Origin of the sequence: Streptomyces sp. cmx-4-9 (assembly GCF_046548835.1) — a bacterium.
Taxonomy (GTDB): domain Bacteria; phylum Actinomycetota; class Actinomycetes; order Streptomycetales; family Streptomycetaceae; genus Streptomyces.
This window is the reverse complement of record NZ_JAEBEE010000005.1, coordinates 531,676-546,899: the sequence shown is the minus strand read 5'-3', so window position 1 is coordinate 546,899 and position 15,224 is coordinate 531,676. Positions and strand designations below refer to the sequence as shown.

Here is a 15,224-nt window from a genome sequence, read left to right as displayed (position 1 = left end):
TTCCCCTGTCTCCCTTGGATCTCGCACTGCTACGTCAGTCGGGCGCGGGGCACACCGTGGCCCGGTGGCCGGGATTGTCTCCCGATGTTGGAGTGATTGATTCCACTCCTGCCGCAGGTGTGGGCGATGATCCAAGAGGAGCCACCGCGGCTGGTGTCTTCGCACCATCCGGGTCCCGCGCAGCCGGTCCCCGCCGCCCGGCACCCGCAGGCCGGGTGCGGGCGTAGGCTTCGCTCGGTACGCAGGCGACGGGGGCGGAGCACATGGCGTCAGGAACAGCACAGAGGTGGGCGGCGACCCTCGACTCGGTCGTGGTGTACGCGCAGGGCGCGGTCTGCCGCCGCCTGGCGCGCGGCAGCGTGCCGGCCGACGGCCGGGTACGGGTGTCGGGGCTGCCCCGCTCGCTCGACCCGGGCTCGCTGCGGGCACGCGTCCTCAAAGGCTCCGGCGTACGCGTCACCGAGGCCCGCGTGGAGGCCGAGGCCGGGCCGGTCGGCGCGGCGGCGCCCGACGGGCTGCGGCGTGAGGTCGAACGGCTGACGGACGCGTGCGCGGCGGCCCGGGGCCGCCGGGACCGCCTGCTGAGCCGGATCGAGGAGGCCAGGTCCCTCCACCCGGTCCCGCCGCCCCGCAACCCCGAGGACCCGCACCGCCGCACCCCCGTAGAGGCGTGGCTGGAACTCGCCGACTTCGTCGACGAGCGGCTGGCGGCGCTGCACGCCCGCCTCGTCCAGGCGCAGGAGGAGCTGCACGAGGCCGAACACGAACTCGGGGTGGCCGCCGACCGGCTCGCCCGCGCCTCCACCGACGCACCCTCGGCGCACGTGCAGACCACCGTCTGCGCCGTCCTGACCCTGGACTCCCCCGCCGCCGCGGCCACCGCTGTTGCCGCCGGCCCGGCATCCGCCGCGGCCGAGGTCGAGGCGGATGGGGACGCGGATGGGGAGGTGGAGGTGGAGCTGGAGTACGCGGTGCCGGGCGCCGTCTGGGTTCCCTCCTACCGACTGACGTACCGTCAGGGCGACGACAGCGGACGCCTGGTACTGCGCGCCTCCCTCGCCCAGCAGACCGGCGAGGACTGGACCGGCGTGCGCATCGCCCTGGCCACCGCCGACCTCGGGCGCCGCACCGACCTGCCGAAGCTCCGCTCGATGCGCATCGGGCGGCGCCAGGCCGCCCCGGCGCCGTCCGGCTGGCGCGAGCCGCCGGCAGGGCTCGCCGACCTGTTCGCCGGGTATGAGGCGGCCGGCCCCCGCCCGCGCGCCGGTGCGGCCGGCGGGGCCGCCGCCCGGCCCGCCCCCGCGGCTCCCCCGGTGGCCGCGGGCCTCGCACCGACCGGTCCCGTACCGCCCCTGCCGCCGCCCCCGCCGCCGCCCGCGCCGCAGGGCTACGGCGGTCCCCCCGCCACGCTCACCGCGGCCGGCCCGGCCGGCGCCGACGGGTTCGTGAACGAGACCTTCGGCAGTGCGAGCACCCATCTCAGGCAGCGGGGGCCCGCGCAGCCGCGCGGCGGCGCCCCGGCCTTCGCGGCGGCCCCGCCGCCCGCCCGGGCGGTGCCGGCTCCGGCGGCTCCCGGCGGGGGCGCCCCGCCACCCGCAGCGGCACCGCTCCCGGCGGCCGGTCCGCCGCAGCCGAGCGGGGCGGAGCTCGACTACGCCGCCCTCGTCCTGTGCGGACCCGACGAGCAGGGCGACCGCAGGGGAAGGCTGTTCCCCGGCTCCCCCTTCGACCCGGAGGCGGCCGCCTGCCGGCGCCGCGCCGAGGCCGTGGCCCTGCTGCCGCTGCCCGGGCAGGCCGTGCGGCCCCGCGAGTCGGCGGGCTCCTTCGACCACCGCTTCGACGCCGTCGCCCGCGCCGACATCCCCTCGGACGGCACCTGGCACACCGTCACCGTCACGGAGGTCCCGGTCGGCCTGCGCACCGAGTACCTCTGTGTCCCGTCCGTGGAGCAGACCGCGTACGCGACCCTGGTCCTCTCCAACGCCACCGGCCAGGCCCTGCTGGCCGGGCCGGTGGAGGTCGTCGTCGACGACGAGTTCCTGCGCACCGCCGCCTTGGCGACACTTGCCCCCGGCGGTGTCCGCCGGATGGGGCTCGGGCCCGCCGAAGGGATCCGGGTGGTGCGCCGCACCCATCTGAACGAGTCGACCTCGGGCCTGCGCAACCACACCACCGTGCTGGACCATCGCGTCCAGGTGGAGCTGGCCAACCGGCTCGCGCGATCCGTCACCGTCGAGGTCCGCGAGCGGGTGCCGGTCACCTCCGATCCGGACATCCGGATCGAGGAGCGGGCCGACTGGACGGCGCCCGAGCCCGGCGCGGGCGGCGAGCAGCACCCCGCGGGCACCCGCGTCTGGCGCCTGGACCTGCCTCCGGGCGCCAAGGCCGCACTCGACGGCGGCTACGAGATCCGCATCCCGACCGGCAAGGCCCTGGCCGGCGGCAACCGCAGGAGCTGACACACCCCATGACCACGGCCCCGAAGCCGCTCGACCCCCCTGTCACCGCCGTCCCCGCCGTCCCCGTCCTTGCGGCCCCCGTCACCGCGGTCACCTGCCTTGAGGACCGCGCCCAGGTCGAACGCGCCCTCGTGCTCGACCTGGAGGCCGGGGTGCAGCGGCTGCGTCTCGGCCCGGTCAGTGCGCTGGCCGTCGACCGGACCCTCCATGCCGAACTGGCCGCCGGGCACCCGGCAGAAGTCCTCGACGTGCGGATCGTCCGCAGCTGGACACCGCGCGGGCCGCAGCCCCCCGGTGCTGAGGACTCCGCCCTGCGCCACCGCGTGCACGGCCTGGAGGAGGAGCGGCGCACCCTGGAGCAGCAGCGCGACCGGGCGCTCGTCCGCCTCGACCTGCTCGGGCGCCTCACCGCCGACCTGCTGCGGGACATCGGCGAGGGAGCCGGCTCAGGGGAGGGGGAACCGCCCCGCTGGGCAGCCGAACTGGACCGGCTGGATGCCGAGCGCGACACGCGCGAGGAGCAGCTGCGCGTCGTCCAAGCGCGGTTGTTCTCCCTCGCGGCCGAACTCGGTTCGGTCCAGCGTGCCATGACCCTGTCCGAGGAGGAACCCGCCGAACTGGTCGGGTACGTCGAACTGACCGTGGAGGCTGCCGTCGGCGGCCCCGTCGAGCTGCGTCTGCGCCACCTCGTCCCGTGCGCACTGTGGCGGCCCGCCTACCGGGCCGTGCTGGACGGGGACGCGCTGACGCTGGAGACCGACGCGATGGTCTGGCAGCGCACCGGCGAGGACTGGCCGGACGTACGGCTGACCCTGTCGACCGCCCGCTCGGCCCTGGCCGGTGAACCTCCGCGGCTGCGCGAGGACCGGCTCACGCTGGAGGACCGCGATCCGGCGGAGCGCCGTACGGTCGACGTCGAGCTGCGCGAGGAGGAGGTCGGCGCGCTCGGCCCGGCGACGGTGCTCGGGCTGCCGGGAGTGGCCGACGGGGGCGAGGCGCGGGTGCTGCACTCCCCCGCACCGGTGTCGGTCCCCGGGGACGGCCGCGCCCACCGCGTGCCGCTCTCCGCCTTCAGCACGGCAGCGGACAGCGAGTTCGGCTGCGCACCCGAGCTGTCGCCGCACGTCACCCACGTGGTGCGGTTCGACAACCGGTCGGGCCACGCCCTGCTCGCCGGCCCGGTGGACCTGGTCCGCGGCAGCGGGTTCAGCGGGCGCGGCACGCTGGACTTCACGGCCCCCGGCGCCGCCGTCGAGCTCGCGTTCGGCAGCTGCGACGACCACGCGGTGGTGCGGGAGACCGAGGAGTCCCGCGGCTCCGCCGGCCTCGCGCAGCGGACCGTGCTCACCCGTACGGTCAGGCTGCACCTGTCCCGGTTCTCGGCTCCCGGGGAGCAGGGTGACCGGATGGTCGTCCTGCGGGAGCGGATTCCGGTGTCCGAGGTGTCGGCGGTGGAGGTGCGCCTGCGGAAGGACGGGTGCTCCCCGGCGCCCACCGCGGTGGACGCCGAGGGCATCGTGCAGTGGGACGTGGCCCTCCCGCCCGGCGGGAAGCGTACGGTCACCCTGGTGTACGAGGTGACGGCGAGCGGCAAGGTCTCCGGCCTCTGATCCCGTCCCCCGCGAGGTCCGCCCCGGGAGCCGGGGCCCGAACCTAGCCTCCTGCCCCGGGAGCCCGGCGGCGCCCCGGCCCGGACGTCCCGGCCGGCCTTGGCGGGGGCCGGCCGGGACGGCGGATCAGGCAGGGATCGGGCGAGGATCAGCCGAGGTCGAACCGGTCGAGGTTCATCACCTTGTCCCAGGCCGCCACGAAGTCCCGGACGAACTTCTCGCCGGCGTCCTTGGAGGCGTAGACCTCCGCGACCGCCCGCAGCTGGGAGTGCGAACCGAAGACGAGGTCGACGGCGGTGGCGGTCCACCGGGCGGCGCCCGTGGCACGGTCGCGGCCCTCGAAGACGTTCTCCTCGGAGGCCGACGCCTTCCACTCCGTCCCCATGTCGAGCAGGTTGACGAAGAAGTCCGTGGTCAGCGCCTCCGGGCGGTCGGTGAAGACGCCGTGGGCGGACCCCTTGAAGCCGGTGTTCAGCACGCGCATGCCGCCGGTCAGCACCGTCATCTCCGGCGCCGTCAGGTTGAGCATGTTGGCGCGGTCCAGCAGGAGGGTCTCCGGCGACAGCTTCTCGCCCGCCCGGAGGTAGTTGCGGAACCCGTCCGCCCGGGGCTCCAGGACGGCGAACGACTCCACGTCGGTCTGCTCCTGCGAGGCGTCCGTACGCCCAGGGGCGAACGGCACCGTGACGGCGTGGCCCGCGTTCTGCGCGGCCTTCTCGACGGCCGCGCAGCCGCCCAGGACGATCAGGTCGGCCAGCGAGACCTTCTTCCCTCCGGACTGCGAGGCGTTGAAGTCCTGCTGGATGCGCTCGAAGGTCTCCAGCGCTTCGGCCACCTCGGGCAGGTCGTTGACCTCCCAGTCCTTCTGCGGAGCGAGCCGGATGCGCGCCCCGTTGGCCCCGCCGCGCTTGTCGGTGCCGCGGAAGCTCGCCGCCGACGCCCAGGCGGTGGTGACCAGCTGGGGGACGGACAGGCCCGACTCCAGGATCCGGGCCTTGAGCGCCGTGACGTCCGCCTCGGAGACCAGCTCGTGGTCGACCGCGGGAACGGGGTCCTGCCACAGCTGCGGCGCGGCGACCCACGGCCCCAGGTAGCGGCTGAGGGGGCCCATGTCGCGGTGCAGCAGCTTGTACCAGGCCTTGCCGAAGGCGTCCGCGAGCTTGTCCGGGTTCTCGTGGAAGCCCTTCACGATCGGCCCGTACACCGGGTCCAGCTTCAGCGCGAGGTCCGTCGTCAGCATCATCGGGGCGTGCCGCTTCGCCGGGTCGTGGGCATCGGGCACGGTGTCGCGGGCCGAGGGGTCCGTGGGGGTCCACTGCTTGGCACCGGCGGGGCTCGTCGTCAGCTCCCAGTCATACCCGAACAGGTTGTCCAGGTAGCCGTTGTCCCACTTCGTCGGCTCGGACGTCCACGCGCCCTCCAGGCCGCTGGTGAGCGCGTCCGCGCCGGCGCCGCTGCCGCAGGTGTTCCGCCATCCGAGGCCCTGCTGCTCCAGGGGGCAGGCCTCGGGCTCCGGACCGATGTACTCGGGGTCGACGGCGCCGTGGCACTTGCCGAAGGTGTGGCCGCCGACGATCAGCGCGGCCGTCTCCTCGTCGTTCATCGCCATGCGCCCGAACGTCTCGCGGATGTCGCGGGCGGCGGCGACCGGGTCCGGATTCCCGTTGGGACCCTCCGGATTGACGTAGATCAGTCCCATCTGCACCGCGCCGAAAGGACCGCTGAGTTCCCGGTCACCGCTGTACCGCTCGTCTCCGAGCCAGGTGTCCTCGGGCCCCCAGATGATCTCCTCCGGCTCCCAGATGTCCTGCCGCCCGAAGCCGAATCCGAAGGTCTTGAAGCCCATGGACTCCATGGCGCAGTTCCCGGCGAACACCAGCAGGTCGGCCCAGGAGATCTGCCGGCCGTACTTCTGCTTGACCGGCCACAGGAGACGGCGCGCCTTGTCGAGGCTGGCGTTGTCCGGCCAGCTGTTCAGCGGCGCGAAGCGCTGGGCGCCGGCGCCGCCGCCGCCCCGGCCGTCCTCGATGCGGTAGGTCCCGGCGGAATGCCAGCTCATGCGGATGAAGAGCGGCCCGTAGTGGCCGTAGTCCGCGGGCCACCAGTCCTGCGACGCCGTCATCACCTCGAAGACGTCGCGCTTGAGCGCCTCGACGTCCAGACCCGAGAACTCCTGCGCGTAGTCGTAGTCCTCACCCATCGGATCGGCCCGGGGCGAGTGCTGGTGCAGCACCTGGAGGTCCAGCTGGTTCGGCCACCAGTCCCGGTTCGTCCTGGGGCGACTCGGTGCGGGGGTCGGGGCGGGGATTACTGGGTTTTCGCTTTCGCTGCCGGACACGTCCGTCCTTCTTCCTGTCTCGGTGTTTCCCTCCGGGGCGAGCACGGGACCCGTGCCCGAACGGCGCCGACCGTCGCGCGTGTATCGGCGTCCGTATGGTCGCGCACCGCAGACCGCCGGGCTGCGAGAACACGCAGGGCACCCGCACGGCCATCGCCGGAAGCCGGGGACTGCCGCCTCCGCTTCCCGGCGCTGCCGCCTTCCCGACGGGGCCGGACGGGTGAGCCCTCGGGCGGGGGCGCGGTCCCTGCGGTGGGGGCGGTCCGGTTGTCCACAGGTTCCGGTGGGCGGGGCGGGGGTGTGGGCGGGGGCCGATAGGCTTCACGGATGGCCCTTCCCGACGCTTCCCCTGAGATCTCCGATGCTCTGCAGGTGCTGCACCGCGTCTTCGGATACAGCTCCTTCCGCGGCGAGCAGCAGGAGATCATCGAGCAGGTCGTCGGCGGTGGCGACGCACTCGTCCTGATGCCGACCGGCGGCGGCAAGTCGCTCTGCTACCAGATTCCGGCGCTGGTCCGGGACGGCACCGGCGTCGTGATCTCCCCGCTCATCGCCCTGATGCAGGACCAGGTGAACGCGCTGACCGCGCTCGGGGTGCGGGCCGGCTTCCTCAATTCGACGCAGGACCCGTACGAGCGGCAGGCCGTCGAGCAGGCCTTCCTCGCGGACGAGCTGGACCTGCTCTACCTGGCACCCGAGCGGCTGCGCACCGAGGGCACGCAGCGGCTGCTCGACCGTGGCCGGGTGTCCCTCTTCGCCATCGACGAAGCGCACTGCGTCGCCCAGTGGGGCCACGACTTCCGTCCCGACTACCTCGCGCTGTCCATGCTGCACGAGCGCTGGCCGAAGGTGCCGCGGATCGCGCTGACCGCGACCGCCACGGAAGCCACCCACGCCGAGATCGTGGCCCGGCTGGGTCTGGAGGAGGCGCGGCACTTCGTCGCGAGTTTCGACCGGCCGAACATCCAGTACCGCATCGTCGGCAAGGACAACCCGCTCAAGCAGCTGCTGGCACTGATCCGCACCGAGCACGAGGGGGACGCCGGAGTCGTCTACTGCCTCTCGCGGGCGTCGGTGGAGAAGACCGCGGCTTTCCTGGTGGAGCAGGGCATCGACGCGGTGGCGTACCACGCGGGCATGGATGCGCGCACCCGCGCGGCGAACCAGGCCCGCTTCCTGCGGGACGAGGGCGTCGTGGTGGTGGCGACGATCGCGTTCGGCATGGGCATCGACAAGCCGGACGTGCGTTTCGTGGCCCATCTGGACCTGCCGAAGTCCGTCGAGGGCTACTACCAGGAGACCGGCCGGGCCGGCCGTGACGGCGAGCCGGCCACGGCGTGGCTGGCGTACGGCCTGCAGGACGTGGTCCAGCAGCGCAAGCTCATCGAAGGCTCCGAAGGCGACGAGGCGCACCGCAGGTCCCTCGGCATGCACCTGGACGCCATGCTCGCGCTGTGCGAGACGGTCGACTGCCGCCGGGTGCGGCTGCTCGCGTACTTCGGGCAGTCGGGCGAACCGTGCGGCAACTGCGACACCTGCCTGACGCCGGCCGAGTCCTGGGACGGGACCGTCGCGGCGCAGAAGCTGCTGTCCACGGTGTGGAGGCTCGCGAAGGAACGGCGCCAGAAGTTCGGCGCCGGTCAGGTCATCGACATCCTCCAGGGGAAGAAGACGGCCAAGGTCATCCAGTTCGACCACGACGCCCTGTCGGTGTTCGGCGTCGGAGCGGACCTCGGCACCGCGGAGTGGCGGGGGGTCGTCCGCCAGTTGCTGGCCCAGGGCCTCCTGGCGGTGGAGGGCGACTACGGGACGCTCGTGCTGACGGACGCCAGCGGTGAGGTGCTGGGCGGTCGCCGGACCGTCGAGATGCGCAAGGAGAAGGCGCCGGCCGCCCCGTCCCGCAAGGAGTCCGGGGCGCGCTCCGGGAAGGGCGCCCGGGTGCCGGTGGACCTGCCGGCTGAGGCCGAGCCGGTGTTCCTGGCCCTGCGGTCCTGGCGGGCGGCGACGGCGAAGGAGCAGGGCGTGCCCGCCTATGTGGTCTTCCACGACGCGACGCTCCGGGAGATCGCGACGCGTCTGCCCGCCACGGTGGAGGAGCTCGCCACGGTGGGCGGGGTGGGCGAGGCCAAGCTCACCAAGTACGGGCAGGGGGTCCTCGACGCCCTGGCGGAGTGCGGCGCCTCCCCGGGGCCCGCCGCCGGCCCGGCCGCAGTGGCCGGGCCCCGGGCGACCGGCCGGCCCGCCTCGGGTCCGGGGTCCGCGGCCGCCGCGGGGGCCGGAGCGCAGGAGCACCCCGACGCCCCGTTCGACGAGGAGCCGCCGGCCGACCTGGACGACGCGCCCTGGGACGACTGGCAGTAGGGGGCCGCCGGAGGGGGCTTCCGGGCCGCCGGATGGCGGACCGTTCGGCGGATCTGCGGGTGGCTGCGGGATGCCGGTTCCCGGAGGGGATACGGATGGGGTTCGGCGCACCCTGCCCGGACCACTTCCAGGGAGACTTCGATGAGCTGCATCAACCGGCGTGACCTCGCTCTGCTGGCCCTGCGGGCCGGGACCGGGGCGGTGCTGATGGCGCACGGTACGCAGAAGCTGTTCGGGTGGTTCGGCGGCGGAGGCCTGGACAAGACGGCCGCCGCGATGGAGCACATGGGCTTCACCCCCGGTCGGCACAGCGCAGTCGCCGCGGGGCTCGGAGAGGCCGGGGGCGGGGCCCTGCTCGTGCTGGGCCTGGCCACTCCGGCCGCCGGAGCCGCGGCTGCGGGAGCCATGGCGGGCGCCGTGGCCGTGCACGCCCCGGCCGGTTTCTTCGCGCAGGCGGGCGGCTACGAGTACCCGGCCTTCCTCGGGTTCACGGCAGCGGCCATCGGCCTGGCCGGCGCGGGCCGGTACTCCCTGGACCACGCCACCGGCCACACCTTCGACCAGCGGTGGATGCTCGCGCTGGCCTTCGCCGGCAGCGCGGTCGCGGCAGCCGCGGTGGTCACCAAGCGCGCACAGGCCCAGGCTCAGGCACAGGCAGAGCCGGCGGAAGACCGGCCGGAGGCCTGAACGCCGGCGAGCCGGGGACCGGCGGACCCGCGGACGGGGGCGGGGTACGGGGCCCGGAAGGAGTAGGTAGGGCGTGCGCCGGGATGAGTACGGGGACTCAGGCCCCGGCGGCGCCGGCCGCCGACGATGGGTCCCGACACCGACACCGTCCAGACCGGGAGAACCGCCATGCTCAGCACCCTCGCCGACGTCCTGGTACCGGCCTTCGGCCGGCTGTCGGTGACCACCGACGCGGCCGCCGTGCTCGCGCCGGGCAGCATCGTGGCCGCGAACCACACCTCGCTCGCCGATCCGGCCGTCGTGCTCGCCGCCCTGCGCCGCCTCGGCGCGGAGCCGGTGGTGATGGCGGCTGCCGGTCTCTGGCGCGTCCCGCTCCTCGGCCGGGTCCTCGCCGGCGGCGGCCACATCCCGGTGTTCCGCGGGGACCGGCGGGCCGCGGACGCGCTGGAGACGGCGGCGCGGGCCCTGGAACGGGGACGGCTGGTGCTCATCTACGCGGAGGGGGGTCTGCCGCGCCGCAAGGACGCGGCCGAGGCGGCGCCGGGCACCTTCCGCAGCGGGCTCGTCCGCCTCGCGGGGCGTACGGGCGCTCCCGTCGTCCCGGTGGGTCAGGCGGGCGCCCGGCGCATCACCTCCGGGGGCTTCGCCAAGCAGCTCGCGGGGCTGGCCACCGCGCCGGTGCGCCGACCGGACCTGCACGTGCACGTGGGGGCGCCGGTGCGGCTGGCCGGCGACCACGAGGTGCGTACGGAGCGCGCCCGGACCGCGGTGACGGGCGCGTGGCGGACGGCAGCCGCCCACCTGGGCGAATCCGCCGCCCTTGCGGCCTGAGCGGGGCGGGACGCGACGCGGCTCCCGGCGGGGGCCGGGAGCCGTGCGGGGCCGCGTGGCGGGACCGGCCGCTCTCAGGTGGCGAGCATGCCCTCGCGGAGCCGGGTGAGGGTCCGGGTGAGGAGGCGGGAGATCTGCATCTGGGAGATGCCGAGCCGCTCACCGATCTGGGCCTGCGTCATCTCCTGGCCGAAGCGCATCTGGAGGATGAGCCGCTCGCGCCCTTCGAGCTTCTCCAGGAGCGGGGCGAGGGCGTGGAGGTCCTCGAAGAGCTCCATGGCGGGGTCGTCCGAGCCGAGTACGTCCGCGAGCGGGCGCGGGGCGTTGTCGGAGGAATCGTCCTGGTCGTTGTCCAGGGACTGGCTGGAGTGGCCGTTGGCGGCGACGAGGCCCTCGATGACCTCTTCGTCGGTGAGTCCGAGGTGGGTCGCGAGCTCCCGCACGGTGGGCGCGCGGTCGAGTTCGGCGCTCAGCTGCTCCTTGCCGCGGGCCAGTTCGATGCGCAGCTCCTGCAGCCGCCGCGGGACGCGGACCGCCCAGGTGGTGTCCCGGAAGTGGCGCTTTATCTCGCCGGTGATGTACGGGAGGGCCAGGGTGGTGAACTCGTTGCCCAGGGAGGGGTCGAAGCGGTCGATGGCCTTGATCAGGCCGATGGTCCCGACCTGGATCAGGTCCTCGATCTCCGTGCCGTCGGTGCGGTTGCGGAACCGGCGCGCCGCGAACTGGACCAGGGAGAGGTTCATCTCGATCAGCGTGTTGCGGACGTACTGCCGCTCCGGGGTGCCCTCTTCCAGCGTGCTCAGCCGCTCGAAAAAGGCCTTCGACAGCTCGCGGGCATCGGAGGGGGCGACCTCCCGGGCGTCCGGGATGCGCGGCAGCGGCGCGGGGGCGTCGGTGACGTCCGACTGGCTCCGGGTCGTACCGGTCGTCCGCTGCGTGGTGAGGGTGTTCACTCTCGGCTCCCTGGAGGCACTCGAATTCTCAGCCGAGGACGCCCCCCGGCCACCGCGGACTGTGCGGCTGCCCCCAGAGCATCGCGCTTTTCCCCCACACCCGTCAAGCGATACGTGAAACGCGTTTCATGAGTTTCATAGCCTGAAAATAATCCGGCAGGATGAATCAGTACATAAACCCATAAAACACCCAACTACTCGCCTCAGGTATCGCGTTCATGAACGAACGGCGGGCTCCGCCGCGTCGGCCCGCCGCCGGGCCGCCGGTCCGCCGCCGGTCCGCCGCTCGCTCGGTCCCGCCGCCGGATCGTCAGCGGGCCAGCAACTCCTCCAGGAGCGCATCGAGGTCGAGGAACTCCTCCCCCGCGCCCGTCACCGCGTACGTCTGCTCCAGGAAGACCCGCAGCGCCCGCGCGTCCACCAGGAGGACGGCCTTGTGCCCCTGCCCCGCACCGGAGGCCCGCAGGGTGACGCGGAGCTCGTCGACACCGGCGCCCCTGCACGGACGGAAGGCGACGTCTCCCACGCCGACCGGCCGGTGCAGCCCGTCCGCCAGCATCTGCCGGTCGAAGTGCCAGCGTGCGAGCACGGTGGAGCCGTCGAAGAAGGTCGCACGGACCGCAAAGGGGTCCCGGTCGTCATAGGCGAAACGGGCGAGGAGCCGCACCGGGCCCGGCGTCTGCGCATCGAGGCGGACAACGATCAGGGCAGACACACAGGACATCGACAGGCCTCCGGGACGGGCTGCACAGGGCTGCGCAGGGCGGCAGCCGTCTGCCCGGGCCCACCCCGGCCACACTCGCCCGATCGGGGGAAACGCAGGCGCCTCCCCCACATGGCCGGGGTGACACTGGCCGCTCGGCCGTGGTGGCGGGAAACGGCCCGCACCTACCGTGAATGGGCGGAACGAGCACGCCGCCCTTCCCCCCTCCCGCCCCACAGTCAGGAGTCCGAGATGTCCCCGCAGATGATCGAGATCTCCCTGCCCCGCACCCTGGAGGCACCCGGCCACGCCCGTCGCGCCCTGAACACCTGCGTGCGGGACCGCGAGCTCGCCGACGAGGGGGCCCTGCTGCTCTCCGAGGCCGTGGCCAATGCCGTGGAGCACACCGAGAGCGAACGGCTGCGCCTGGTGATACGCCACGACGCCGAGACGGGTGCGCTGATGTGCGCCGTACGCGACGGGAACGCCGAGCTGTCGCGCCCGGAGCCCCGCACGGGAGCGCCCGGCAGGGACGCGGCGGGCACAGAGGACGCAGAGGACGCAGAGGACGCCCTGGACGAGTCCGGGCGCGGCCTCGGCATCATCGCCGCGCTCAGTGCGGCCTGGGGCGTCAGCACGGACGGCTTCGGCAAGTGGCTGTGGTTCCGCCTGGACGGCCCGGCTTCGGCCGGATGCCCCGGCTGGGCGGGCGCCGCCGGCCGCTGACCCGCCCTTCGAGGCGACCCTCCGCCGGCGCGGCGGCGCCCTCCGCGTACGGGACGCCGTACCCGGTCACCGACCGGACCGCAGGCGCACGCCCGAAGTCAGCCGCGGGGCGCGCGGGCGGCCGTGTCCAGGTAGAAGGTGTCGATGCTCTGCACGGCCCGCTCGAACTCCTCCAGGTTGACCGGCTTCGTCACGTAGGCATTGGCGTGGCTGCTGTAGGCGCCCGTCACGTCGTCCGGAGCCGAGGAGGTGGTGAGGACCACGACCGGAATGGTCTGGAGGTCCTCGTCGGCCTTCAGGATGCGCAGCAGCTCCCGGCCGTTCATGCGGGGCATGTTCAGGTCGAGCACGATGAGGTCGGGGCGCACGCTGTCCGGGGCGCGCAGGTACTCCAGGGCTGCGACCCCGTCGGTGACCCGGACCAGGTTGCGGGCCCCGCGCTCGGAGAGCGCCTCTTCGATGAGCATGGCGTCGGCCACGTCGTCCTCGACGAGCAGGACGTCGAAGGGGCGGGCGGGGGCGTTGGTCATCGCTTGCTCCGTGGGTGCTTCGTGGGAGTGGTGGAAGAGCCCCGGCCAGCGGCGTCGGGCCCCCTGGCGGGTCAGGCCGCATGCCTCGCCGATCTGCGGGTATCCGGCCCCGGCACGCGCGGCCTCGACGGCGGCTGCGCGCTGGAGCCGTTCCGCGGAACGCTGGACCTGGTCCAGGACGTGCAGCAGCGCCAGCGCGTGCGCCGGGTCGTCCGCGGCCCGGTGCGCGGGGTCCGCCACGAGCTGGAGGGCGATGCGCCGCGCAAGCTCGCCGACCGCCGCGTCCACCGGGGCGGCCGTCTCGTGCGCAGGGGTCCGCGGTGCGGAGTTCTTGCCAGGCATACCCGGCACAGTAGCCCCCGACCGACCCCACGACAACAACGGTTGTCACCTGGCCTCTACAGTGTGGGCTGCGCCCGTGGTCGGCGGCCGGTACAGCGGAGGGGTTCGGAAGATGACCGAGGACGAGGGAAGCGGGCCCGCGGGAGGGCTCGCCGCGTGGACGACCCGGCGGTGGCTGCGCGTCGGCGTGACCGCCTCGCTGGTGCTCCTGGCCCTGCTCGGGGCCACGGGGGCCTGGGTGCTGGAGCGGACGGCGTCGCTCAGCAGGAACCTCGTGGACGTGAAGTCCCCCGCGCTGAGCACCTCCTTCCGCCTGGAGGCGGCGCTGCTCGACCAGGAGACCGGCATCCGCGGTTACGGGGTCACCGGCGCCCCGGAGTTCCTCGGGCCCTACCGGCAGGGACTCACCGACCAGACGGCGTTCACCGCCCAGCTCACCGGGCTGCTGCGCGACGACGCCCCTCGGCTGGAGGACCTGGAGCGGGTCCGGGACGCCGTGCGGACGTGGCAGGAGCGGATCGCGGTGCCGATCGCCGCCGCGCCGGCCGGGGCGCCCTCGCCGCTGACCGCCGAACGGGCCGCGGAGGGCAAAGCCGCCTTCGACGAGGTGCGGGCCGCCCTGAGCGGGCAACAGGAGCACCTGCTCGCGGACCGGACCGGGGCCCGCGACGACCTGAACGCGATGATGGGGCTGCGCAACGGGGTGTTCAGCGCGATCGCGGTGCTCATCGCCGTCCTCGCCGGACTGGTCTTCGAAGGACTGCGCCGCGGTATCACCGAGCCCCTGCAGCAGTTGGGTGCGGACGCCCGCGCCGTCGCACGGGGCGACTTCGCCCACCCCATCACCCCGACCGGCCCGGCCGACCTCCGGCAGCTGAGCGGCGAGATCGACTCCATGCGGCGCCGGCTCGTCCGGGAGCTGGACTTCAGTGAGCAGGCCCGTCTGCGCCTCGACGCGCAGGCGGCGGACCTGCAGCGGTCCAATGCCGAGCTGGAGCAGTTCGCGTACGTCGCCTCCCACGACCTCCAGGAGCCGCTGCGCAAGGTCTCCAGCTTCACCCAGCTGTTGCAGCGGCGCTACGGGGGCCGGCTCGACTCCAAGGCCGACCAGTACATCGATTTCGCGGTCGACGGGGCGAACCGCATGCAGGTCCTCATCAACGACCTGCTCGCCTTCTCCCGGGTGGGCCGCGTCCACCACACCCATCAGGAGGTCGACCTCGGCTCGGTACTGGAGCAGACCCTGTCCGCGCTCAGCATCGGCATCGAGGAGTCCGGCGCGGTGATCACCCACGATCCGCTGCCGACCCTGGTCGCCGACCCGACCCAGATGGGCATGCTCTGGCAGAACCTGATCGGCAATGCCGTCAAGTTCCGCCGCCCCGACCGGGCTCCGGAGATCCACGTGTCGGCGGTCCGGGAGGACGCGCTGTGGCGGTTCATCGTCACCGACAACGGCATCGGCATCGCGCCGGAGTACACCGAGAAGGTGTTCGTGATCTTCCAGCGGCTGCACACCAAGGACGCCTACGAGGGCAGCGGCATCGGCCTGGCCATGTGCAAGAAGATCGTCGAGTTCCACGGCGGGAGCATCCACGTCGACCAGGAGTACCGGGCGGGCGCCCGCATCACGTTCACCCTCGCCCCGGAGGCGCCGGCCGCGGCCCCGTGACCGGGCGGCGCG

At 73.8% G+C, this 15,224-nt stretch carries 11 protein-coding genes; 7 read left to right on the top strand and 4 right to left on the bottom strand.

Annotated elements, in window-relative coordinates; translation table 11 throughout:
- Nucleotides 1-263: 263 nt before the first annotated feature.
- Nucleotides 264-2,459, top strand: coding sequence for a DUF4139 domain-containing protein (locus tag ACLJTM_RS18600; RefSeq protein WP_411104731.1), 2,196 nt, complete (start codon nucleotides 264-266; stop codon nucleotides 2,457-2,459).
- 8 nt (nucleotides 2,460-2,467) lie between these two features.
- Nucleotides 2,468-4,069, top strand: a complete 1,602-nt coding sequence (locus ACLJTM_RS18595; protein WP_411104730.1) for a DUF4139 domain-containing protein — start codon at nucleotides 2,468-2,470, stop codon at nucleotides 4,067-4,069.
- Between the two features lie 148 nt (nucleotides 4,070-4,217).
- Here the strand turns inward: ACLJTM_RS18595 and katG are convergent, their stop codons facing one another.
- Entirely contained in the window at nucleotides 4,218-6,407 is a 2,190-nt protein-coding gene (gene katG / locus ACLJTM_RS18590) for a catalase/peroxidase HPI (protein ID WP_411104729.1), read from the bottom strand.
- A 327-nt stretch (nucleotides 6,408-6,734) separates the two neighbouring features.
- Here katG and recQ point away from each other — a divergent pair, with 327 nt between their 5' ends.
- From recQ to ACLJTM_RS18575, 3 genes are all read left to right on the top strand, one after another.
- Nucleotides 6,735-8,768, top strand: coding sequence for a DNA helicase RecQ (recQ, locus tag ACLJTM_RS18585; protein ID WP_411104728.1), 2,034 nt, complete (start codon nucleotides 6,735-6,737; stop codon nucleotides 8,766-8,768).
- A 141-nt stretch (nucleotides 8,769-8,909) separates the two neighbouring features.
- Complete coding sequence (locus ACLJTM_RS18580) at nucleotides 8,910-9,455, top strand: DoxX family membrane protein (protein WP_411104727.1); 546 nt, start codon at nucleotides 8,910-8,912, stop codon at nucleotides 9,453-9,455.
- 168 nt (nucleotides 9,456-9,623) lie between these two features.
- Nucleotides 9,624-10,286 carry a lysophospholipid acyltransferase family protein gene (locus ACLJTM_RS18575; RefSeq protein WP_411104726.1) on the top strand — a complete coding sequence of 221 codons (663 nt, stop codon included), beginning with the start codon at nucleotides 9,624-9,626 and terminating at the stop codon, nucleotides 10,284-10,286.
- A gap of 74 nt (nucleotides 10,287-10,360) precedes the next feature.
- Here the strand turns inward: ACLJTM_RS18575 and ACLJTM_RS18570 are convergent, their stop codons facing one another.
- Together ACLJTM_RS18570 and ACLJTM_RS18565 are read right to left on the bottom strand one after the other, a co-directional pair.
- The gene (locus tag ACLJTM_RS18570) at nucleotides 10,361-11,239 is read right to left on the bottom strand and encodes a SigB/SigF/SigG family RNA polymerase sigma factor (RefSeq protein WP_411104725.1); all 879 of its coding nucleotides are present in this window, start codon (nucleotides 11,237-11,239) and stop codon (nucleotides 10,361-10,363) included.
- 310 nt (nucleotides 11,240-11,549) lie between these two features.
- Complete coding sequence (locus ACLJTM_RS18565; protein WP_411104724.1) at nucleotides 11,550-11,963, bottom strand: SsgA family sporulation/cell division regulator; 414 nt, start codon at nucleotides 11,961-11,963, stop codon at nucleotides 11,550-11,552.
- Nucleotides 11,964-12,194: 231 nt separating this feature from the next.
- Here ACLJTM_RS18565 and ACLJTM_RS18560 point away from each other — a divergent pair, with 231 nt between their 5' ends.
- A complete protein-coding gene (locus tag ACLJTM_RS18560; protein ID WP_411104723.1) occupies nucleotides 12,195-12,668 on the top strand; it encodes an ATP-binding protein in 474 nt (157 codons plus the stop codon).
- A 98-nt stretch (nucleotides 12,669-12,766) separates the two neighbouring features.
- Here ACLJTM_RS18560 and ACLJTM_RS18555 read toward each other — a convergent pair whose 3' ends face one another.
- Complete coding sequence (locus ACLJTM_RS18555) at nucleotides 12,767-13,540, bottom strand: response regulator (RefSeq protein ID WP_411104722.1); 774 nt, start codon at nucleotides 13,538-13,540, stop codon at nucleotides 12,767-12,769.
- A gap of 112 nt (nucleotides 13,541-13,652) precedes the next feature.
- On the opposite strand from ACLJTM_RS18555, the gene ACLJTM_RS18550 reads away from it, so the two are divergent.
- Entirely contained in the window at nucleotides 13,653-15,212 is a 1,560-nt protein-coding gene (locus tag ACLJTM_RS18550; protein WP_411104721.1) for a sensor histidine kinase, read from the top strand.
- Nucleotides 15,213-15,224: the final 12 nt, after the last annotated feature.

What these genes read in the sequence shown, in the direction of transcription:
- ACLJTM_RS18600 (WP_411104731.1), top strand. Translation starts at nt 264, where the DNA reads ATGGCGTCAGGAACAGCACAGAGGTGGGCGGCGACCCTCGACTCGGTC.
- ACLJTM_RS18595 (WP_411104730.1), top strand. Translation starts at nt 2,468, where the DNA reads ATGACCACGGCCCCGAAGCCGCTCGACCCCCCTGTCACCGCCGTCCCC.
- recQ (WP_411104728.1), top strand. Translation starts at nt 6,735, where the DNA reads ATGGCCCTTCCCGACGCTTCCCCTGAGATCTCCGATGCTCTGCAGGTG.
- ACLJTM_RS18580 (WP_411104727.1), top strand. Translation starts at nt 8,910, where the DNA reads ATGAGCTGCATCAACCGGCGTGACCTCGCTCTGCTGGCCCTGCGGGCC.
- ACLJTM_RS18575 (WP_411104726.1), top strand. Translation starts at nt 9,624, where the DNA reads ATGCTCAGCACCCTCGCCGACGTCCTGGTACCGGCCTTCGGCCGGCTG.
- ACLJTM_RS18565 (WP_411104724.1), bottom strand. Translation starts at nt 11,963, where the DNA reads ATGTCCTGTGTGTCTGCCCTGATCGTTGTCCGCCTCGATGCGCAGACG.
- ACLJTM_RS18560 (WP_411104723.1), top strand. Translation starts at nt 12,195, where the DNA reads ATGTCCCCGCAGATGATCGAGATCTCCCTGCCCCGCACCCTGGAGGCA.
- ACLJTM_RS18555 (WP_411104722.1), bottom strand. Translation starts at nt 13,540, where the DNA reads ATGCCTGGCAAGAACTCCGCACCGCGGACCCCTGCGCACGAGACGGCC.
- ACLJTM_RS18550 (WP_411104721.1), top strand. Translation starts at nt 13,653, where the DNA reads ATGACCGAGGACGAGGGAAGCGGGCCCGCGGGAGGGCTCGCCGCGTGG.